Annotated in this window: 17 protein-coding genes; 8 read left to right on the forward strand and 9 right to left on the reverse strand. The window is 67.2% G+C overall.

What is annotated here, in order from left to right:
• Window positions 1-89: 89 nt before the first annotated feature.
• A complete protein-coding gene (locus tag BJ980_RS16030) occupies window positions 90-1,070 on the forward strand; it encodes a glycosyltransferase family 2 protein (protein WP_179503208.1) in 981 nt (326 codons plus the stop codon).
• Between the two features lie 10 nt (window positions 1,071-1,080).
• On the opposite strand, the gene BJ980_RS16035 is transcribed toward BJ980_RS16030, so the two are convergent.
• The 3 genes from BJ980_RS16035 to BJ980_RS16045 are packed head-to-tail and all read right to left on the reverse strand — an operon-like array spanning window position 1,081 to window position 4,474.
• A complete protein-coding gene (locus BJ980_RS16035) occupies window positions 1,081-2,046 on the reverse strand; it encodes a sulfotransferase (protein ID WP_218855550.1) in 966 nt (321 codons plus the stop codon).
• Entirely contained in the window at window positions 2,043-2,945 is a 903-nt protein-coding gene (locus tag BJ980_RS16040) for a sulfotransferase (protein WP_179503209.1), read from the reverse strand. Before BJ980_RS16040 ends, BJ980_RS16035 begins: the two co-directional genes overlap by 4 nt.
• On the reverse strand, window positions 2,942-4,474 hold the full coding sequence (locus tag BJ980_RS16045) for an oligosaccharide flippase family protein (protein WP_179503210.1): 1,533 nt from the start codon (window positions 4,472-4,474) through the stop codon (window positions 2,942-2,944). The genes BJ980_RS16040 and BJ980_RS16045 overlap by 4 nt, the downstream gene beginning before the upstream one ends.
• Before the next feature lie 426 nt (window positions 4,475-4,900).
• Here BJ980_RS16045 and BJ980_RS16050 point away from each other — a divergent pair, with 426 nt between their 5' ends.
• The gene (locus BJ980_RS16050; protein ID WP_179503211.1) at window positions 4,901-5,758 is read left to right on the forward strand and encodes a hypothetical protein; all 858 of its coding nucleotides are present in this window, start codon (window positions 4,901-4,903) and stop codon (window positions 5,756-5,758) included.
• A gap of 58 nt (window positions 5,759-5,816) precedes the next feature.
• On the opposite strand, the gene BJ980_RS16055 is transcribed toward BJ980_RS16050, so the two are convergent.
• From BJ980_RS16055 to BJ980_RS16065, 3 genes are all read right to left on the reverse strand, one after another.
• On the reverse strand, window positions 5,817-6,767 hold the full coding sequence (locus BJ980_RS16055; RefSeq protein ID WP_179503212.1) for a glycoside hydrolase family 26 protein: 951 nt from the start codon (window positions 6,765-6,767) through the stop codon (window positions 5,817-5,819).
• Window positions 6,751-8,004 (reverse strand): O-antigen ligase family protein, encoded by a 1,254-nt coding sequence (locus BJ980_RS19515; protein WP_179503213.1) that lies wholly within the window; start codon window positions 8,002-8,004, stop codon window positions 6,751-6,753. Before BJ980_RS19515 ends, BJ980_RS16055 begins: the two co-directional genes overlap by 17 nt.
• 162 nt (window positions 8,005-8,166) lie before the next feature.
• Window positions 8,167-9,789, reverse strand: a complete 1,623-nt coding sequence (locus tag BJ980_RS16065) for a Wzz/FepE/Etk N-terminal domain-containing protein (protein WP_179503214.1) — start codon at window positions 9,787-9,789, stop codon at window positions 8,167-8,169.
• Window positions 9,790-9,935: 146 nt separating this feature from the next.
• Here BJ980_RS16065 and BJ980_RS16070 point away from each other — a divergent pair, with 146 nt between their 5' ends.
• The 4 genes from BJ980_RS16070 to BJ980_RS16085 are packed head-to-tail and all read left to right on the forward strand — an operon-like array spanning window position 9,936 to window position 15,524.
• Window positions 9,936-10,727, forward strand: coding sequence for a hypothetical protein (locus BJ980_RS16070; RefSeq protein ID WP_179503215.1), 792 nt, complete (start codon window positions 9,936-9,938; stop codon window positions 10,725-10,727).
• A gap of 44 nt (window positions 10,728-10,771) precedes the next feature.
• Window positions 10,772-14,122 (forward strand): PKD domain-containing protein, encoded by a 3,351-nt coding sequence (locus BJ980_RS19090; RefSeq protein ID WP_179503216.1) that lies wholly within the window; start codon window positions 10,772-10,774, stop codon window positions 14,120-14,122.
• A complete protein-coding gene (locus BJ980_RS16080) occupies window positions 14,119-14,763 on the forward strand; it encodes a hypothetical protein (protein ID WP_179503217.1) in 645 nt (214 codons plus the stop codon). The genes BJ980_RS19090 and BJ980_RS16080 overlap by 4 nt, the downstream gene beginning before the upstream one ends.
• Before the next feature lie 29 nt (window positions 14,764-14,792).
• Window positions 14,793-15,524 carry a methyltransferase domain-containing protein gene (locus tag BJ980_RS16085; RefSeq protein WP_179503218.1) on the forward strand — a complete coding sequence of 244 codons (732 nt, stop codon included), beginning with the start codon at window positions 14,793-14,795 and terminating at the stop codon, window positions 15,522-15,524.
• A 112-nt stretch (window positions 15,525-15,636) separates the two neighbouring features.
• Here BJ980_RS16085 and BJ980_RS16090 read toward each other — a convergent pair whose 3' ends face one another.
• From BJ980_RS16090 to BJ980_RS19520, 3 genes are all read right to left on the reverse strand, one after another.
• Window positions 15,637-16,833: a sugar transferase gene (locus tag BJ980_RS16090; RefSeq protein ID WP_179503219.1), complete on the reverse strand. Its 1,197-nt coding sequence runs from the start codon at window positions 16,831-16,833 to the stop codon at window positions 15,637-15,639.
• A gap of 459 nt (window positions 16,834-17,292) precedes the next feature.
• Window positions 17,293-17,946 carry a LuxR C-terminal-related transcriptional regulator gene (locus BJ980_RS16095; RefSeq protein ID WP_343047840.1) on the reverse strand — a complete coding sequence of 218 codons (654 nt, stop codon included), beginning with the start codon at window positions 17,944-17,946 and terminating at the stop codon, window positions 17,293-17,295.
• A gap of 26 nt (window positions 17,947-17,972) precedes the next feature.
• The gene (locus BJ980_RS19520) at window positions 17,973-19,652 is read right to left on the reverse strand and encodes an ATP-binding protein (protein WP_179503221.1); all 1,680 of its coding nucleotides are present in this window, start codon (window positions 19,650-19,652) and stop codon (window positions 17,973-17,975) included.
• A gap of 111 nt (window positions 19,653-19,763) precedes the next feature.
• On the opposite strand from BJ980_RS19520, the gene BJ980_RS16105 reads away from it, so the two are divergent.
• A complete protein-coding gene (locus tag BJ980_RS16105; protein ID WP_179503222.1) occupies window positions 19,764-20,501 on the forward strand; it encodes a helix-turn-helix transcriptional regulator in 738 nt (245 codons plus the stop codon).
• A gap of 32 nt (window positions 20,502-20,533) precedes the next feature.
• Window positions 20,534-21,526, forward strand: coding sequence for a UDP-glucose 4-epimerase GalE (gene galE / locus BJ980_RS16110; RefSeq protein WP_179503223.1), 993 nt, complete (start codon window positions 20,534-20,536; stop codon window positions 21,524-21,526).
• The last annotated feature ends 55 nt before the right edge of the window (window positions 21,527-21,581 follow it).

Below are 21,581 nucleotides of genomic sequence, written 5' to 3' on the forward strand. Positions count from 1 at the left end.
TTTCGATGACCTCGATGGCCACGGGTCGTGCCTAGGATCCGGGCAGGCTGTCACGCCAGTCACCCGACGTCGTTGACGAGAGAAGAGCCATGAACGCCGCACCACTGCCAGTCCCGATCGATCCTGACCTCTCTGCGGAACGAGGCGCCAACGGGCAACCCGATCACGTGGTCTCGGCCGTGGTGCCCACCCGGGACCGCCCGATCATGGTCCGCCGGGCCATCGAGTCGATTCTGGCCCAGGACCATCCCGGACCGATCGAGGTGATCGTGGTCTTCGACGGCACCGAGCCCGACCAGAGCCTGGTCAGCACCCGACCGGGACGCACCGTCCGGGTTCTCGGCAACGCACGCACCCCCGGGCTTGCGGGTGGTCGCAACACCGGGATCCTGGCGGCCCGCGGAAACGTCATCGCGTTCTGCGACGACGACGACCACTGGCTCCCGGGCAAGCTCCGGGCCCAACTCGACGCGCTCGACGACGACCCCCATGCGGAGTTCGTGACGACCGCGATGACCGTCGACTATGACGGTCGGCGCACCGACCGGCTCGCCGGCTGCGACCAGGTCAGCCATCAACAGCTGATCAGTTCACGGATGGCGATGCTCCACTCCTCCACGTTCGTGGTGCGTCGTGATGCACTGGTCGACGACATCGGCCTGGTCGACGAGACACTTCCGCGCAGCATGGCCGAGGACTGGGACCTACTGCTGCGCGCGGCGCGGCGTCGCCCGATCGTGCACGTCGACCGTCCCCTGGTCGACGTGACGTGGGGGGCGACCTCCTACTTCGCCGATCAGTGGCAGATCCGCAACGAAGCACGGTTGTGGTTGCTCGAGCATCATCCCGAGATCAGCCGGGACGAGCGTGGAGCCGCGCTGCACTTCAGCAAGTTGGCCTTCGGGCACGCCGCGCTCGGCCAGCGTCGCGAGGCCATGCGATGGTCGGCCCGGGCGTTTCGGCGGAACCCGCGCGAGCCCCGCACCGTGCTCGCCCTCCTGGTCGCCACGCGGCTGGTGCGCTGGGAGTTCGTGGTGCGGATGCTCAACACGCGGGGTCGGGGCATCTGAGCCCGGTGCTTCAGCGCAGATAGCCATAGCGGGCGAGCAGCGGTGCGGTGAACGCGGTGACAGCGCGTCGCTGGGCAGGATCCTGGTGCTCCCGCCAGGCCACATCCGGGACGAGGTCAATCGCCCCCGTGCGGAAGCGCATCGGGTTCCCTGCGCACGAGTGGGTGGTCTGCAACATCACGGTGGTGCGGTGGATGTGGCCGACCCCGGCGTCGATCCCGGCGAACCGGAGCGCGCGGTCACTGCTGGTGACGGGATCGGTGACGAAGTCCTCATAACGCAGCCGCAGCAGGGGGACCGACCGGCCCAGCGGCTCGATACCGGCGTTGTGAACGATCCACGAGCGAGACACCTCCCACGAGGAGAGCCGGGCCATCAGCTGGTGCTCGGCGCCGACGGCTTCGGGGCGGCGTACGGACTTGGCCCAGGAATGGGCCACCCCGCGGCTGTCGCGCACGCAGTGCAGCACGCGCAGGTCGATGTCCGGCGAGCGAGCCAGGCACCACGCGAGCGAGACCTGCTTGCTCGAGTCGATGAGGATCGAGCCGGTCAGCTCGTGTGCCGCTCGATAGAGGAGCGCGTAGGCAGCGACGTACTCCTGGACCTCCGCACGGAGGCTGCGCGCGCCGCTCGCGATCGCCGGGATGCGCCGGGCGCGGTCCACCCGTGCCTTCAGCCAGGCCATCCGGTCGACGTCGACCTCGGCCCACCCGCCGAACGCCGCGGCGCCGACGCGAGTCCAGAACGGACACTGCAGGAAGGGCACCCCGCAGGCGCACAGCTCGTTGCGGCGGATGCCGCGCTCCCACAGGTGCATCACCTCGCCGAGGCCGTGGATGCCGCGAGCCTCACCCAGGGTACGCTCGATCAACGTCGTCCCGCTGCGACCCAGGCCGGCGAGGAAGAGCACCGGCACGGGTGTCGCTGCGTCCCCTGCTGGCGGCGGCGTCCCGGAGCGCAACGCCCGGTCAGTCACGGCCGCCCCGAACGCCACGAGGGCGTCTCGCCGAGCCACAACGTAAGTGCCTCATCGTGGGGCGCGAAGTGCTCGGTGAGCTCGTCGCGCAGGTCGGTCGGCAGGTCCTGGCGAGGACGGGCGTTGTGCCGCTCGAAGCGTGGAGTCCCGAGCGGTCGTACGCCGATCCAGTTCAGGACCTCCTCGAAAACCGGGACCGGATCGGTGAAGAAGCGGTGGCTGTCCACCACCTTGATCTGGTCGGGGTTGAACAGCGGCGAGATGCGGTCCAGCTGATCGGCGTACTCCCCACGGGAACGGTAGGCCTGATGGCGGTGCGCGTGGCTCTCGGCGGTGGGGTCGCGCAGGAGTCGTTCCTCCTCGCCGTCCAGTCGCCACGGCTCGGCCGCGAGCGCCTCGCGGAACGGCAGGTCCTCATAGCCTCGCGCCAGTTCGTGCGCGTGCGCGGAGTAGGCCCTCTCGACGGGATCACGGACCAGGACCAGCAGCTTCACGTCGGGCAGGACATGCGCGATGCGAGTCGCAGCCAGGGGATGGAAGAGGTAATAGGGACTCGACTCGAAGCACAGGGCCCTGGTGCCGTGGCGGTGTTCGGCCCGGTCGAGGTGGGACTGCAGCGGGAAATGCGCTCGATAGTCGGCCACGTCGCCTCGGTGACCCTCGTCGAAGTGGTGCACCCCCTTGCGCCACACCGGTCGGAAGATGGTGGGGTGCTGCAGCAGCGCCTTGTACATCGACGTCGTGCCGCAGCGCTGACCGCCGCAGATGAGCAGTCCGGGCAGGGCGCGCCCGTCGTGGGTGAGCCGGCCGATGATGTCGGCCGCCCGCAGCAGTGCCGGCCGGGCGCGGTCGACCGCGGAGCCCTGGGCGGCGCTGATCAGTTGTCTGGTGGAGTTCATGATGTGGTCCTTCCGGTCCTCGAGGGGATCTCGATGTGCAGGGTGGAACGCAGAGGCCAGGCGCTGGCCAGATAGCCGGCGACCGCGACCAACCAGGCAGCGATGGCGACCCAGGGCCCTAACCCGAAGCTGACGGTGACGAGCCCCGGGAGGGCGCCGAACCAGAGCAGGGCAAGGACCATCGCGGTGAGCGTGCCGGCGCCGAACGGGTGCAGGCGCATCGCGAACGCGATCTGGGCGAGGGGAATCAGGTTGGCGCAGAGGATTGCCGCGGACCAACCGATGGCCGCCCCCATGAGCCCGAGGTCCGGGATCAGGAGCAAGTCAAGACCGAGGTTCACGGTGAGGGCCACCAGCACGTTGTAGAGGTTCCAACTTGTTCGCCCGCCCATCGTGAGGACGTTGTCGACCATCCCGCAGCCGGTCGCGACGAGCATCGTGAGCGACAACAGGACTAGTGCGCCAGCGCCCTCGACGTAGTCGGCTCCGAAGATGCGCAGCAGGTGGTCCGAGGCCAGCACCAGGGTGAGATAGAAGGGCCAGACGGCCAGGACCAGCCAGCAGGTCGCGACCTGGTAGAGCCGCCGCGCCTCGGTGCGGTCCGGGTCCATCAGGGCTGCGGCGAGACGGGACTGGGTGGCACGGGACAGGGCCATGCCGGGCAGCTGCCCCACGACGTGGAAGCGGGTGGCCACCGTGTAGATGGCCGCCTCGGCGAGACCGGCCATGGCGCCGACCAGCAGGATGTCCAGGCGCTGCATGGCCATCTGGGCGACGCCGGCCAGGGCTCGTGGGGCGGTGAACCGCCAGAACTCGCGGCCCACGGTGGAGCTGGCTCGTGCAGCGGAACCGGATTCGCGGATGGGCGCTCCGTGCCTGCGCCACCAGCGCAATGAGGCCAGCGCGCAGGGCATGTAGGGCAGAGCCCAGCCGAGGACCACAAGCCCGATGTCCCCCGTCGGAACGGCCCAGAGCACCAGCCCGATCTGGAGCACCGGACGGATCGTCTGGTCGAACAGGGCGGTCGGCGTCATCGTGCCGAGGCCGCGGCTTGCGGAGGTGCAGAGGTTGAGGACAGCGGCGAAGACGACGAACCCGGACACAAGACGCAGCGGAAGGGTCAGCCCGCTACCTCCGTTGCTCAGCAGGGCGGAGAGCTGCGGGGCGAAGATCGCGATCAGCGCCGACGTGCCGAGGGCGATCACCAGCACCGGTCGCGCGGCAACAAGGACGTACGCCGCCCGCCTTTGCCCGCCGCTCGCCGCGTCGTCCCGGGCGATGAAATAGACGAGTCCGGTGCTGGTTCCCAGTTGGCCAAGCGCGGTGACGAGGAGGAAGAGCGAGGTGCTCGCATAGAACACCCCGACATCGGCTGCGCTCAAGGTCCGGGTCAGCGCGAAGGCGAGGACGAACGTGGCGAGTCCGGTGACGGCACCGCCGACGAGGTTGATGGCGCTGCCGCGGAGAACGTCGCGCATTCCATGCTCCGCGCGACCCGCCACCTCGATGTAGCCGGTTGTCCCCGTCACCCAGCCACCGTATGAGCGTGACGGGCCAATGGGCTCCCCCAATTGGGGGAACTGTGGGCGAGGACGACACCGGCCTGTGATCGGCTCCCTACGCTCGGGCACATGCCGGTTCGCGATGGTCCTGAAGGTTTCTCGCCACTGCAGGTGTTGTGGCCGCTGATCTCCGTCAGCCGTTCTGATGGCCCGGACGAGTGTGCAGTGCTCGCGCGCTATCGCGCAGTGCCCAACGCTGCTGATCCGCGGTTCCTCCTACCGGCTGACCGACGCGCGGCAGCCTCGGTCCTGCGCCACTTCCGAAGCCCGGGCACGAGGTCTGCGCGCGCCCGCTTGATTGCCCTGCGCACTGTCGTACGGGTCAGTGGCGGTTGGCCTGTCTTTCGGGACCGCGTCGATGTCCTGGTGTCTGGCAGTGGGGATGGGGCGTCGATGGAGCGGGAGCTCGCCCGAGTGCTCGACCAGCCCGTCGTGCTCGGCGTTCATCTGGGACCGCCTCGGGCGAACCGGAAGCCCATTCTGCAGATCCTCGACCGTCAGCTGCGGCCACTGGCTGTCGCTAAGGTCGGCACGGAGCCGCTGACGCGTCGGCTGGTGCTGAGGGAGGCGGAGAACCTCACCCTGGTGGGGGAACGCGACCTGGGTCCGGTGCGGGCACCCCGGGTGCTTCATGCAGGTGTCTGGAACGACGCGGCTCTGCTCGTCGTCGACCACCTTCCGCTCGGTGCGGCCACGACCCTTGCCGGGCCGGCACTGAGCAGGGCCATGACGATGGTTGCCAGATCGGGGACGGTCACGCGGCATCGCTTCGTGGAGGCCCCCGCCTTCTCCCGGATGGCCGAGCAGGCCCGGGGCTTGGATGCTGGTCCGGTCCGGGAGGCCGTCATCGAGGCGCTGGCAGGACTCGCTGCCCTGACCCGACCGTGGGAGCACGGGACCTGGCACGGTGACTGGACGGCCTGGAACTGTGCCGCTCACGGGTCTGAGGCGCTCGTGTGGGACTGGGAGAGGTGTGAGGAGGGGGTGCCCCTCGGCTGGGACGCACTGCACCACGAGCTCCGCGAGCAACTGCAGGACCGGACACCCACCCAGGACGCCGCCCGTGGGCTGGTCACCAAGGCGCCCTCCCTGCTCCGACCCTTCGGCGTGGCAGATGACATCGCGCCCGACATCGCCCGGGCCTACCTGGTCGAGATTGCCCTGCGCTACCTCGTCGATCGCCAACGGGAGAAGGGTGGGCCCGCAGGCCGGGTCGAGGACTGGATCCTGCCGGTCGTCTGTGCCGGCTGAGTGCTCACGGGACTGTTCGTCGGACCCCGCATTGAACCGGTCGTGCGACGCAGACCGGTCATGGTCGTGGAGGTGAGAAGGCGTCCCAGGCGGGTGTGAACCAGGGGTCTCGTGACCAGCGCGCAAGCTCGCGGAGGGCAGCGGGGTCCGGTGAGAACGCATGCGGCCCGGACTCGCCCTTGTCGGCCTCGAAGAAGACGACTGCTGCGATCTGCGGATTGCTCTTGACGAAGCGCCGGGTCTCGCGCAGCCAGGCCACGAGGTCACCACCACCGGGCACCCGGGTGGTCGAGAACTCCCCCAACATCACCGGGTGGGGTCGCCGGGATGCCCAGTCGAGGAAGTCGGCGACGTGGGGCTCCAGCGGTTCGTCCGCACGGGAGCTGTAGGCATCGACGCACAACCAGTCGACCTCCGCATCCCCCGGGTAGTAGTCAACAGCTCGGGTGGACGTGAACCCGTGCCCGATGGGACACCAGACCCAGTCGACCTGGTCGGCGCCCTCCGCGGCGAAGATCGCACGGATCCGCCGCCAGGACTCGACGTACGCCGAGGGGGACTCGACCTCTGCCTGCAGGTTGGGACGGTTCATCTCCCAGCGCCACCGAAGCAGGATCGGAGCGCCCAGGTCACGAACCGCGCGAGCGCGTGTCCTGATCAGGGCATCGTGCGAGCCGGACAGGATGTCGGCCGTCCCTGTCCCGGCCCAGGACAGCATCAGCGTTGTGCCCCGTTCGACCACGTACCGGTCGAACTTGGACGGGAAGGTCTCCGCCCAGGGGTGGTAGCTGTGCACGATGGTGAGTCGCCTTCCCAGGTCCGTCTCGAAGCGCTTCACCGCAGCGATCCGCTCGTCATCGGTGTAGATCGGCGGGTCGACGTATGCCCCGAACAGTGCCCCCGCTTCGTCGTCAGCGCCGGTCTCCTTGTCCACCGCCAGGCTGGTCCCCAGCATCGCGAGTGCGATCACGAGGATGACCAGTCCCAACAGTTCACAGCGGCGCGCCACGGCGCCCTCTCCGGGCCTTCTGTCCACGCCACAGCAGGCCGAGGGCCACGGATGGCAGGAGGGGGTCAAGGGTGTAGAAGAAGGCGAAGAAGACAGAGACCACCACCGTCAACCGGGCTGCACTGGCCACCGCGCTGCGGTCTCCGCGGGAGTGCCAGAGCTGCGAGGCCCAGAAGGAGAAGAAGAGCAGGGTGCCCCCGAATCCAGTGGTCACCAGCAGGGTCCACAGATAGCCGTTGATGCCGATCGGGATGTTGCCGCAGTTCTTGCACTCCGGGCTCTTCCCGATGGCAATGGACGACGGCGACCCGACCGCGCTGCGGGTCCCTCCGAAGCCCACCAGGGGTGAGGCCGTCGCGAGGTCGAGCGCCCGCTCGGTGGTGAACGCCCGGATCGAGTCGCTCTTGCCGTTCTCGGCGCGGGTGTCGATCACCTGCTTCAGCGGCGAGGCCACGATGAGGACCACGGCCACCATTGTCACGCCGGCCACGGCAAGGAGCGGCGCGATCCGTCCGCGCCGCAGGAACGCCCCCACTGCGTAGACCACGCAGATCATGATGCCGAGCCACACTCCCCGGTTGAGCGAATAGATGACAGCCGCCAGCCCGACCATGGCCCAGAGCGCCGTGCCCATCTGGGCACGCCGCGATCTGGATGACGCTCCGTGGAGCACGAACCAGATGCCCAGCAACGCGATCGTGGAGCCCCAGATGTTGGTGTAGGCGAAAGGAGCTGCTGGCCGGGCGACCGCTGCTTCCTCGAACTCCTGGACCTGGGCGAACGTCGGGTGGACCAGGTGCCACACATAGGGCACGGAGGTGACCGAGCGGGGGAGCACGATCTCCAGCAGGCTCGGGAAGCCACCGTTCGGCCAGAACAGACCCAGGAGGCCACCGATCACCACATAGCTGAAGAACACCGAGAGCGACCACAGGATCCGCCGGACCGGGAGTTCCTTCTCGCTGAGGTTCCCGACGTAGAGCAGCACCACGGTGGTGGCGACGTACTGGCTCTGACGGACGACGAAGGCAGGCAGCCGACCAGCGAACGAGTCAGGAACGGTGCCCATCGGGTCGACGCCGAGGACCAGGATGCCGAGCCCGGAACACACCAGGAACAGCACCCAGAGTCCGAACCCGCGAGGGAACCTGACTCTCCCTCGACGCCACAGGTGGACAGCCATCGGCACGGCTGCGATCTGCACCGCGAACGCGGAGACCCCCAGAGCCCAGAGCACTGGATAGCCGACGGTGATCAGGACCAGAGGCCAACCCGCGCGGGGCCTGCGTGGTGCGACCTGTCCCCGCGGAGTCGTGGAAGGCGTTTCGGACCGGAGCGGCCCCCCGGCCGAGGCTTCTGCACCGGGGACCCGCGATGTACCGGTGGTCACCGGTCCTCCTCAGGCGATGCGGTCGTTGGACGGGTCGACGCCGTCAGTGGGCAAGGCGTGCAGACGGCGACCCCGTTCGCCGCTCGCCACCCGGGCTTCAGCCTCGCTGCTCGCCACCGTCGCCCGTGCGGGCTTTGTCTCTGCTCTGCTGAGGGTCCGCGCGAAGGGGGGCAGGAGCTGTCGGTGCGGCGATTCGACGATGACGGTTCCGAGCACAGATGCACCCACGTGTCGCAGTTGTGACACCGCGTCCAGCACCTCGTCGGTGGTGGACACGCCGGCCGTGGTCACCAGAAGCAGGCCGGTCGTTGCCGGCACGATGGTCTGCGCGTCGGCGTTCACCGAGGTGGGAGCAACATCGAGCACGACCACGTCGGCCAGCGACTCGAGCTGGTGCAGCATCGGCCCGAACGTCGCGTCCTGCAACAGCTCCGAGAAGCGCACTCGGTCGAGTCCGGGGGGCACGACGGACAGTCCGGGAATGCCCGCGACGGGGTGCACGCTGTCGATCAGCGGGCAGCCTGTGTTGAGCACGTCGGCCAGCCCGGTCTCGTCGGCGAGTCCAAAGTGCTCGGTGACCACATCGTTGTGGATGCTCACCGAGACCAGGATCGTCTCCACTCCGCTGCGGGCCAGGGCACTGGCCAGACAGGTGGACATCACTGCGCCCGTGTCGCCGGGCGTCGCCGAAGCGACAGTGAGGCTGCCGCGGTGCTTCGGAATCACCGCAAGCAGTGCGTTGCGCACCTGCCGCAGCTGCTCCGCATCGCGTTGGCGGATGCCGAGGGTCTCACCAGGCATGGTCAGTGCAAACTTCCCGACGATGACATCCATGTCGAGGCGGGCCAAATCGCGGGGAGACCGGATCCGCTTGTCGCGGGTGTCTCGAGCGTAGGCAACACCGAGCCCGAGCATCAGGGATGCGAAGACGGCGGTGGTCATGACGATGGGCGCGCTGACGCCGGTCGGGTTAGTGGGAAGCTGGGCCTCAGTGATCACCGAGCCGGGATCAACGCTGGCCGACGTGAGTGGATTCAGCTCCTGGCTGCTGGTCTGGAGCTGCTGCACCAGCAGGTCACGCTGCGTGGCAAGAAGGGTGCGGTCGGCGCTGGACGGGAGCTTGCGGAGGGCCCGGGCGTTCTCGGCCAACTCGGCGTCCAGGGTGGCTATCCGCGCCCTGATGCCCTCGACCCGCGCCTTGATCTGTCCCTCGGCGACGGCTCTCCGGTTGTCCAGATATGCCTTGGCGAGGGCGGCGCTGCCGTCCCGCGCTGCTTCTGCCGAGTCGGCTGTGAAGGTGATGGACAGCACCGAGGTGTTCGGGGGAACGCCCACCGACACGTCACTGACCAGCTCGCGGGGGGAGGTGTCGAGGCCGAGAGCCTCGACGGCCAGTTGGGCGACGACGGACGACCTCACCAGCTGCGCCTCCGTGTCCAGGTTGATCTCGGTGCTGGTCCGGCCGTTGGTGCTGTTGGTGTCAGCGCCGGTGGGCTGCGCGAGCACCGATGTCGTCGCCGAATAGCTGACCGGCGCCAGCGAGAGAATGGCCACGCCGATGAGCGCGCCGAGGATGGGGCTGCACACGAGCAGCAGCCAGCGTCGTCGCAGGACGGCCAAGTAGTCCGTCACGCCTGTCTCAACTTGCCCCGAAGTCACGATGCGATGCCCCCTTCGAGGCAAGGGTCCGCCGCGAATCGGGCAGGCCGCAACCGCCTCGGACGGATATACCCCGTATGGGTGAACGCAACGGCTGCCCCCGGGAGCACGATGTGCAGATGGGCACTCACACCATCAGCAGGAGCACGGCGTCCCGGTCCGGCGAGGCCGTCTGGAACACGGCGTTCCTCGTGGTGTGCGCCGTCGTCCTGGCCGGCCTGGTGACCAAGCTGCAACAGGAGTTCCTGCCTTCTGCGCTGTCCACACAGGTCGGTCACAACAGTGAGGTGTGGGCCCTGGTGCTCGCTCTCGGCACGGGAATGTTCATGCTGGAGCGCACGGAGGCTACGGGCACCTCACGCATCCCGGTCCTCCTCGTGTGCCTGGCCTGTCTCGGGCTAGCGGCTGCGGTCTACTGGCTGGGGACGCCCCCTACGGTGAAGACGCTCAACGAGCCGCTTCTCGGAGCCGGGCTTCTGATCGGCTACCTGTGTCTGCCACGACCTCTGCCCCGCGCGGTGCCGTGGTTGATCACCGGGATCGTGGCGGGGGTCATCGTGGTCTGGTCCCAGGTCACCTTCGTCTTCCTCCAGGCCGAGTCGATGACAGCGCTGCTCGTGGCCCCACTGGCCTTCGACGTGATGACGTCGCCGGCCCGGAGGACACCTAAAGCGTCTGCAGGACGGGTGACGGCGTGGTTGTCGTTGCTGATCCTGCTCCCGGCCCTGGCACTGGCCTCGGGTGATCTCCGCACCGAGGGAGGGTTCGCGCCCGACCTCGTCGACTATCTCGCACGCGGAGCAGAGGGCTTCTGGGGAGTCGCTCTGCTGCAGTTGTACGTCGTCCTTCGTCGAGCTCGGTCCTCGGCACCAATCCACAGCCCGACCCAGGTCTCGAAAGGCGCGGAATGACCATGAACGCACGAGAAAAGAACATGAACCGTAGGCAATGGATAGTGGTCCTCATCGCAGCCGCCGCGATGGTCTTCGCGCCACAGTTTGCCCAGGCACTTCAGCCGGGGCACGACCGATATCCCAACGCGGTGCCGGCGACCAGCACACCGTCGGTGCTCAACGGTGAAGTCCTTGACATCGTGCAGATCGGCAACACGATTGTGTCGGCCGGTGCGTTCTCGAGCGTGAGTTCGCCGGGAGGGTCAGCTGTCACGCGCAACAACGTGTTCGCGTTCAATGCCGCCACAGGACAGTTGAGCAGCACGTTCACCCCCAGCGTCAATGGCACTGTCGACGCGGTGCTGCCCGGGCCCACAGCCGGAACGGTCTATCTGGCCGGCTCGTTCACCCAGGTCAACGGTGCGAACGCGAGTCACGTCGCGTTGGTGAACGTGAGCAACGGTCAGACGGTGACCGGGTTCCGGGCTGCTGCGACCAACGGTCGCGTCTATTCGATCCAAAGGGTGGGCAACCGGCTCTTCATCGCAGGCAATTTCACCACGACCGGTGGCGTCGCCCACCGTTCCCTCGCGACCCTCAACGTCACCACCGGTGCGCTCGACCCCTACATGAACCTGCAGACTGCCGGCCGGCACAACGACAGTGGCTCCGGGGCACAGGGAGCCATGGGTGTGCGGGACATCGAGATCACCAACGCCGGCGACCGCATGGTCGTGATGGGCAACTTCAAGCAGATCGACGGACTGGTCCGTGACCAGGTTGCCATCGTGAACCTACCGGCCGGAAGTGCCGAGCTCGACGCCAATTGGCGGACCCGGCGCTACGAGCCCTACTGCTTCAACTGGGCCTTCGACACCTACGTGCGCAGCGTCTCCATCGCGCCCGACGACAGCTACTTCGTTCTGGCAAGCACCGGCGGCCACAACACCGGAACGCTCTGCGACACGATCGCCCGCTGGGACTTCTCCGACTCCGGGCAGGACGTCCAGGAGGCGTGGTTCAGCGACAGCGGTGGCGACACCTTGTGGGCCACCACCGTGACCGAGAAGGCAGTCTTCGTCGGCGGTCACCAGCGCTGGATGAACAACGACAACGGCAGCGATTTCGCGGGCCCCGGTGCGGTGCCCCGGGCGGGACTTGCCGCGCTCAACCCCACCTCCGGCATCCCGATCCCCTGGAACCCCGGACGGAACCCCCGTGGAGCAGCGGTCTACGCCTTGTACCCGACCGAGACAGGTCTGTGGATGGGCAGCGACACCGAATATGTCGGAGACGTGCGCTATCGCCGGCCCAGGATCGCCTTCTTCCCACTCGCGGGTGGTCTGACCGAGCCGTCCGACACACAACAGCAACTGCCCGGGAACGTCTACCTGGCCGGCAAGCGCTCGGTGGACCAGGGCAATGTGATCTACCGGGTGAACACAGGTGGCGGCGCTGTCTCGGCAACGGACGGAGGCCCGGACTGGAACGCCGACGACAGTGATCCCAGCCCCGTGCGCAACAACGGGAGCAACAGCGCTGGCTACGATCCCGCCGTCAGCAGGGACACGTCCCTGCCCGCCCATGCGCCTACGAGCCTGTTCGACTCGGAGCGTTGGTCTCCTTCTGACGATCCGAGGATGTCGTGGGACTTCCCGGTGCCAGCCGGTCGCCAACTGCAGGTCCGCCTGTTCTTCGCAAACCGTTATGCCGGCACCAGCCAGGTCGGGCAGCGAGTCTTCGACGTGGAGCTGGAGGGTACGACCAGGATGAACGACTTTGACATCGTGCAGGCGGTCGGCGACCAGCGCGGCATGATGCGCTCCTTCGACATCACCAGTGACGGCAACGTCGACATCGACTTCTCGCACGTGGTGGAGAACCCACTCATCAACGGGATCGAGATCGTGGACCGGACTCTGCCGCCGCCGTCCAACGGTGGCAGCACGCTCAGCACGATCGACTTCGACGGCACCACCGCCGGGTCGGCCACCGGTGTCGACGGCCTCGGTGTGGACTGGGGCCAGGTGCGGGGGTCGTTCCTGATCGGCAATACGCTCTACTACGGGTGGGCCGACGGCCAGCTCTACAAGCGGACCTTCTCCTCGAGCGGCGTAGGTCCGGCGACGCTGATAGACCCCTACCACGACCCGATCTGGGACAACGCCAGCAGCGGCTCCGGCGGCACTTTCCGGGGTGCCACCTCCGCCTTCTACGGGCAGATCACCAACCTGACCGGGCTGGTCTACCGCGACGGCCGGATCTACTACACGCTGAACAACGACTCGAACCTCTACTGGCGCGGCTTCAACGCGGACAGCGGCATCGTCGGGACGCGTGTCCACACCGCCAACGGTGGAATCAACTGGAGCACCAGCTCCGGGCTCTTCACCAGCGGCAACACGCTGTACGTCGTGAACAAGTCCAACGGATCGCTCGGTCGGGTCAACTTCGCCGGCGGTGTGCCGCAGGGGACCGTGACCACGGTCAACAGCAGCAACGACTGGCGTGCTCGCGGCATCTTCATCGCCCAGGGGGTGGCGCCCAACCAGGCACCGACAGCACGGATGGCAGTGACCTGCGTCAAGCTCGTCTGCAGCGTGGACGGGACCACTTCGACGGATCCCGAGGGTGCTGACCTCACCTATGCCTGGGACTTCGGTGACGACGGTGCAGCCACGGGCGGGACTGCCTCGCACACCTACGACGAGGACGGTGGCTACACCATCCGGTTGACAGTGACCGATGACCGCGGCGGCTCCGACACGGTCGAGCGTGTGGTGAATGTCGCCGCGGGGACTGCATCCAGTGTGTCCTTCGTGGCATCGACCAGCAGCAACATGAACAGTGCGACGCCTGCGGTCACCGTGCCGTCAGGTGTCCAGGCCGGTGACCAGTTGATGCTCTTCGGGTCGGGTACGGACCTCGGGGTCCCGTCCGGCTGGACACTGGTGGACTCACGGACGGCGAGCGGGATGGAGAGCCACGTGTGGACACGCCGGGCGACCGGTGCCGACGCGGGAACCACCGTGACCATCCCCACCACCTTCGGGAAGACGGTGCTGGTCCTGGCCGCCTATCGGGGAGTTGACGGAGCCTCTCCCGTCGCAGCCATCGCGAGCACGACCGACACCGGGACGAGCCACACCAGCGCCACGGTCAATGCGCCCGAGAACGCCTGGGTTCTTCAGTTTTGGTCTGACAAGTCCAGCGGCACGACGACCTGGAACCTGCCTGGGACCATCGCCGAGCGTGAGCGGAGCATTGGCTCCGGGTCTGGTCGCAAGAGCGCGGTCCTGGCGGACTCGAACGGGGGCGTCGCGGCTGGCGTACGAGGTGGAGTCACGGCGACCACGGATGCGTGGAGTGGCCGGGCAATCAGCTGGACGTTGGCGTTGAGGCCGGCCTCATGACCGGCCTTGTCCGTCGATCCTCCGCACTCATCGCCACCGGCGTCCTTGTCCTGACAGGTCTCGCCGGGTGCGGTGGGGGTGATGCGGAGCCCGGGGCGGACCCGCGTCCGGCCGCCACACCGTCCGCTGGTGACAACCCGACGGGTGCCACGGGGAAGACCAGCCCGAAGGTGCCGGCATCCCCGAAGACCAACGCCTCCGGGCTCTCGTCCCCGGCGAGTGCGTCGGACGACCTGCCCACCCGCGGTGCGGACGGGACCCAGGACAGCGTCCTGGCGAAGCTGCCGGGACCGAGCTCGCAGAAGTGTGTTGACGTGGACAAGAACCGTGACGTGCGCTCCGGGTCGATGGCCGCCGGCCCGTTCGACGAGGTCCGCAGCAATTACGAGCAGGGAGCGCCGGCCACCCAGGAGGTCCGGCTCTACTTCATCCCGGAGAAGTCAGCCAAGATGCCCGGCATCAGTGTCCGGCTGCACAACAAGGCGAGCAACAAGACCATCACGGTCCGTCAGAAGCGGTGGGCCGACGCCGGTGAGTTCCGCTTCTATGACGTCCAGACCGGGCTGCCCACCAAGGGAACCTGGCAGATCACCGCTCAAGCAGGACCCGACAAGGGTTGCTGGACCGTCCAGCTCGGTTGAGGTCCGAGAGCTCGCAGAAGGAGAAGCACGTGCCTGAGATCGATTGGAACAGAGAACGGTGGGACGTCGCACACCAGTGGGACCTCGAGGGTGACGAATGGTCCGGGATGGCGGACCACTGTGGCCAGTCCTACCAGGACTGGAAGTCCGCACTCATCATCGAGCTCCTGCACCCCGATCTGGGTCAGGACCGAGATATTCTCGAGGTCGCGCCCGGGCATGGCAGGTTCACGGTCGAGATGGTGGACAACTGTCGCTCGCTGACACTGGTGGACCTGAGTCCCACCTGCCTCGAGGTCTGTCGCTCGAGGTTCGGAGACGACGGGCAGGTGCGTTACATCGAGACCGACGGTACGTCGTTGCCCGGTGTACTGGACGAGTCGATCGACTTCATCTGGTCCTTTGACTCCTTCGTGCACATGGAGCGCGGTGTGATCGACGCCTATCTGGCGGAGTTCGCCAGGGTGCTGCGGCCCGAGGGCAGATTCGTCATCCACCACGCAGGCAAGCGTGAGTGGTCCCTGAGGGCTGTCCCGCTTACGCGAAAGTTGGGGGCTCCCGGACGCGTGGTACAACGACTGATGAGTCAGGGAAGGCTGCGCGACAGTGGTTGCCGAGCCGACGTGAGCGCGGGACTGGTGGGTCGCCTGGTGGCGACGCACGGCCTCGAGGTGGTGGAGCAGCGGAACGCGTGGGGAGCCCATGGTGAGTTCGATCTCTCGAAGTTCGGCGACGTCATCACCGTCGGCCGCAAGCCCTGACACGACGACGTCAGAGGTGCGGCCAGAGCAGACCGGATCAGACCAGGTCAGGCTCGGGCCTGACCTGGCTCGGTCGTGTCTGCGCGCTGACTTCCGTGCGTGAGGGTGGTCGTCAGTAGGCGCCGCGGTGCGTGATCACGGCTCCGACCGTGCGGGCCAGGATCCGCAGGTCGCTCCCGGGGTGCCAGTTGTCCACATAGGTGAGGTCGAGGCGCACGGACTCGTCCCAAGCCAGGTCCGAGCGTCCCGAGACCTGCCACAGGCCGGTGATGCCCGGCTGTACGGCGAGCCGGCGTGCCACGTCGGTGGAGTATTCTGCGACCTCGCGCTCAAGGGCGGGACGGGGACCCACCAGGGCCATTTCGCCGCGCACGACGTTGACCAGCTGAGGAAGCTCGTCCAAGGAATATCGTCGGAGAAACGTCCCGATGCGTGTGATACGCGGATCCTGACGCATCTTGAACAGGACGCCGTCGCTGTCATTGATCAGGGTGGTGTCCACGGCCGACTCGACGGTCATGGTCCGCAACTTGTACATCGTGAAGACCCGGCCGCCCCTTCCGATCCGCTGCTGGCGATATATCGCCGGTCCTGGTGAGTCCAGACGAACCCCGAGCATGAGGACGAGCAACACGGGCGCTGCAATGCACAGCAAGGTCGCTGCCAGGACACGTCCGGCAAGGTGCTGGGCAGTGCGTCGCCAACTGTCGAGCTCGCTGTGGCGGACATGCACCATGGACAGGTCCGCCACGCTCGAGACTCGAGTGCGTCCCAGGCTCACATCGACGAGTCCGGTGGAGATCATCAGATCCACCCCGACCTCGGCGAGCTGCCACTCGAGTCTGCGGAGTTCGATCGGGTCGAGGTGCGAGCAGGGGAGGACCAATACCGCATCGCAGTGCGTTTTCTCCAGTGCGCGGAGAATCGCCGGCACGGTCGGACGGCAGCGTCCCTGAACCCTGACGCTCAGGTCGCGGGTGAGTGCTGCCTCGGCACGATCCGAGGATGTCGTGTGGCCAGCCACGAGGAGGCGGATCGGCTCGATCGGCTCCCCACGGTGCTGTCGCCACAGCCACACCTGCGCGGCCAGGGAGCCGGCGATCATCCCGGAGAGCGTGCCCAGGAAGAGCGCGACCGGAAAGGCAGGCAGGAACCACCACATGGCCGCCGAGCCGATGATCGCGACCTGGAGGCCTGCGACCGCCAGGACCCTGGCCTCGAGGAGGCCTCGCGCCTGTCCGTGGCTGGTCCTGGCGCGTCGGATCAGAGCAAGGGTCAGCGTCCAAGCAGCCACCAGCAGCATCAGCATGCAGGCATCCACCAGCGCCGAGGACCCACTGTTCCCCAGCGCCAGGATGGCCGCGCCTCCCACCAGTCCGGCCGCAGGCAGGGCCAGTGACTCCCACCGTCGGCCGGCGAGACCGGCGAGGCCGGCAGCCGGGGGGAGAAGAGACCCGGAAGAGTCGTCGGCGGCGTCCACATCGCTGGCTGGCGAAGTTGTCGCTGGTCGCCAAGGTTGTTCAGGAATGAGAAGCCTCGGGGCGGCGGGCCTCGTCTGGTTGGCGATGCTCATTGCGCCGACGTCACGTGGAAGAGGTGGGCGGGCAGCAGACAGTCATCTGTTGTGTGAACGCAGGAATGACCTGCCGTGTGAACACTCATCCTGGACCTCACCCCATCCGGCGTCTGCTGCTCGTGAATCCGACACTAGGCGGCGAGCGAGAGGCGGGCATGCCCGAAATCGGCTAAAAACAAGGGCTCTGAGACCTCACCCGCCGGGAGGGTGCCAGTGCGCTGCCTGTGCCATGCCGACGGCCGCCAGTTGGGAGGAAACGCCCAGCTTGGCCAGAAGCGACTTGACCTGCGTGCGCACCGTGGACTCCGAGACAACGCTGATCGCGGCGATCTCGCGCACTTGGCGACCGGCCATGAACTGCCACAGGACCTCGGCCTCACGGCGGGTCAGGAGCTCCAGCCGCCGCTGGGCCTCCTTCACTGCGTGCTGCTCCTGCCGCCATTCGGCCAGGAGCTCGGCCCGGCTCTCGCGCGAGAGCACTGGCATGCCCTCGTTGATCCTCCTGATCGTTGCCGCGATTTCGTTGAGGGACGAGTTCTTCGACATCACCACACGGGCACCGAGCGCGATCGCCTCGCCCCATCGACTGCGCTTGACGCTGCCGGTGATGACGACTACCGAGACCCCCGCTTGCGCAAGGGGCTGGATCAGATGCATTCCGTTCCCGTGGACTCCCAGGTCGAGATCAAGGAGGACCACCCTGGGCTCATGTCGCATGACCACGGGCAGGAGCGTCCTCACGTTGCGACCTGCCTGGTCCACGTTGGCGGAGCACACGTGGTGCCCCTCGATCTGCAGCGAGATCTTCAGCGATTCGGAGAAGAGCGTGTGGTCCTCGACGATCACGACAGGACGTTTGGGTCGTGCGGAGTTCACGACGGTAGGCAGATTCGGAAGACGGTGCCGTCGGCGGAGGACTGGAGCTCGAGCTCCCCTCCACACGCGCGCAGGATCTGGCGGGCATAGGACAGACCGATGCCCTGCCCGGACGAGGACAGGCCCTTCGCGTGACGACGGAACATGCGGAGTCGCACTTCGTCGGGGATGCCCGGGCCGTCATCGGTGACGATGAGTGCGACCTCGCCGTCACTGAGTTCCGAGGAGATCCGCACCGTCGCTCCCGGCGCATGGTCGCGGACGTTGCTGAGCAGGACGTTGAGGGCCTTGGCGACGTCGTCCGCCGGGGCGAACGCTTGCAGGTTGCCGCGGTGATGGACGATCCGTCCGCCCTGGGCACGGTGGGCGACCACATGCGGTTCCACCGCATCGTCGAGATCGATCCGCTGGCAGCTGTCGCGTCCCGGCTGGACGGGCTCGACCAACAGCCTTTCCAGGCGGCCCATCTCGGCCTCCAACATGGCGGCCAGGTTCTTGCGCTGCAGTTCCGCGACCTCGTTCTCGTGATGGATCAGGAGCCGGGAAGCCGATGCGATGCCGGCGACGGTGGAGCGAGCCTCGTGTCGTGTCTCCTCATCCGCCCAAAGCCTGCGCTCGGCATCCTCCAGTGACTCGTGCAAGCGGGTGGATTGGGTGGCGTAGGCGAGGCAGAGGAGGATCAGCGAGGCCACGACCATGCCGATGCCGGTCGTGCTGCACACCACGATGATGACGATGGACCAGGCTGCTCGTCCGTCCATCTGGCTGGGGCTGAAGTGGTGGAAGGCCACTCCGACGGTGAGGCACCAGGTCACGATCCAGCGCAGGTCCCGGTGCAGGTCGATGACCTTGGCGAGGCTTCGGGCTCCGATCCAGACAGCGATGGCGAAAGCGAGGATCTCGACATACTGCACTACGTCGGGCTGCACGCGAATGCCCTGGTCCACCCACCATGCCCGCAGGAGGGAGAACGCAATGCCAGCTCCGGGGCCCAGGAACAGCGGGGCCCGCCATCGAGAGAGGGGGGCTGACCTGGCGCAGCGGATCGACACCCAGATGAGAAACGCGAACCACACGAGATCCGGGATCATCACCAGGTTGACGGAATTCTCGTCGCCAAGTGCCGGCATGTAGCGCCCGTCCATGCTCTGGGTGCGCAAGTAGATCCCCGTGCAGAAGAGGAAGGTGGCGAGCCATCCGGCCGAGTTGTGGTTCCTGAGCCAGGACCCGCACAGCACCAGCAGGCCGGCCCCGATCAGCGCCAGGGCGAAAGTCTCACGCACGGACGTGGCCATGGCGGCGAGCTCGTGGGCCGGCCGGGTCAGGTGCACGGTGACAGCGACCAGCAAGACCCCCAAGGCCGTGCCAGCAGGCGCCCACGCGTTTGGCCAACCCCACGCCCTGCTTCGGAAAATGGTCAGATCGTTGGTGCTCGGGCTCCCGAGGCCCGTGGACCTAGCTGAGTTCTCTCTGAGCAGGAACTTCGGTGGCTCGAAGTTGTCCTCCACACCGGGCAGCATACGTCGCCATCTTGCGTCTCTCACCGAAACACGGTATGTACCCCAATTTTGGGGACGATGCGCGGACTGAGCCCCTTGCGGGGTCATCGAAATGGGGCATAGATCGCTCAATCGAGCGCCACGCCCCAACCCCGGGCCTACGATCCAGGCAGTCACGAGGTGACCAGTTTTCCGCTCATTGGGTGTCCGGAGGAGGTGAGTCGAAAATGGCCAGGAACAGCGACCTGACAACGCGGCTGACCTGCGCCGCGCACCGAGGTTGATCCTTTGAATGTCCAGCAGGACGACCGGGTCGCCGATGTTCGTGGGCAGGTCAGCGCAGCTGACGGTCGGCGAGTCCTCGTCATCTCGGACCACGTCCTGACTAGCGAAGCCGTTGCCGCTGCGCTCTCGGACGTGGGCTACCGAGTGCGCCGGATGGCCGCTCGGCGACACTCGCTGAGCATGGTCGACGTGCAGCATCAGTTGACGGACTTCGATCCTGGCGTCGTGCTCCTGTTGCACGAGGTGGCCGACCCTGCGCACGTCCGGGCCATGCGACGGCTGGTGAGCCGGTTCGGGGACGTCGCATGGTTCGTCCTCACCTCAAGTAAGCGTGGGCCGGTCTGGGGTGCGGGCATCGATGTCGGCGCCGCCACGGTGATGTCGATGGACAGCACCGTGGAGGAGCTCTCCCGAGCACTTTCCCGGGCCTTCGCGCGGATGCCGGTCATGCAGGAGGAGGCCAGGGATCGACTGCACCGGGAGTGGACGGACCGCCCGAGGGCTGCGGTCGACCTGTGGGACCACCTGGACAGGCTGACCCAGCGCGAGACTGAGGTGTTGGCGGACCTGCACCGAGGACGCTCGGTCTCGGAGATCGCGGCCCGGGCCGGGTTGCGATCCAGCACGGTGAGGAGTCACGTCAAGGCGATCCTGCGCAAGCTGGACGTGCCGTCCCAGCTCACCGCCGTCGCGATCTATCAGCAAGCCGTGGAGACCCTGGTTCCTCGAGATGATCGCTGACCCGACGGACGTGTGCTGGAGGGAGGAGACACATGAACTGGCTCGTTACCGGTGGTGCCGGCTACATCGGGTCCCATGTCGTCCGGGCTCTGCAGCGGGCCGGTCTGAATCCCGTGGTGCTCGATGACCTGTCCACCGGGTTCAGCTCCTTCGTCCCTGCGGAGGTGCCCTTCATCGAGACCTCGCTGTGCGACCGGGAACGCCTCGACCGTGCGATGCGGCAATACCGGATCGATGGGGTCGTCCACCTCGCAGGGTTCAAGTATGCGGGCGTGTCCGTGTCTCGCCCGGTGCACACCTACGAGCAGAACGTCTCCGCCATGGTAACCCTGCTCGGATCCGTGCGGCGGTGCGGGATCGACAAGTTCGTCTTCTCGTCCAGCGCTGCGGTCTATGGCAGCCCGACCGTCGACCGGGTGACCGAGTCGACGCCGACCGCACCCGAGTCGCCGTACGGAGAATCGAAGCTGTTCGGAGAGACCCTGCTCCGTGACGTTGCTGCTGCCGAGGGCATCCGGCACACGTCGCTGCGCTATTTCAACGTGGTGGGCTCGGGAGCCTGCGACCTTTATGACGCGAGTCCGCACAACCTGTTCCCCGTCGTCTTCGACATGCTGAGCAGTGCGAGGACCCCCAGAATCAACGGGGACGACTACCCGACCCCCGACGGCACCTGCGTGCGCGACTATGTCCACGTGGCTGACCTCGCCGAGGCCCATGTCGCGGCGGCCGTGCGGACGATGGAGGGTCAGACACTGCGGCCGGTCTACAACCTGGGCAGTGGAACGGGAAGTTCGGTGCGCCAGATCATGGATGCCGTCCGATCCTGTACGGGGATCTCCTTCGAGCCGTTGATCGCCCCGCGTCGACCGGGCGACCCGGCAAGGATCGTGGCAGACGGGCACCTGGCCGCTGCCGACCTGGGGTGGACGATGCGGCACGACCTCGAGTCGATGGTGGCGAGCGCTTGGGAAGCACGCTGCGTCCTGACCAGTCGGAAGTGCTCCCGACCCCTCACAAGATGAACTGCTCGATGTGCTCGGTGGCGATGTGCCTGGCGCCCAGGCACGGGTGAACCTG

This window comes from Nocardioides daedukensis (genome assembly GCF_013408415.1).
GTDB lineage: Bacteria > Actinomycetota > Actinomycetes > Propionibacteriales > Nocardioidaceae > Nocardioides > Nocardioides daedukensis.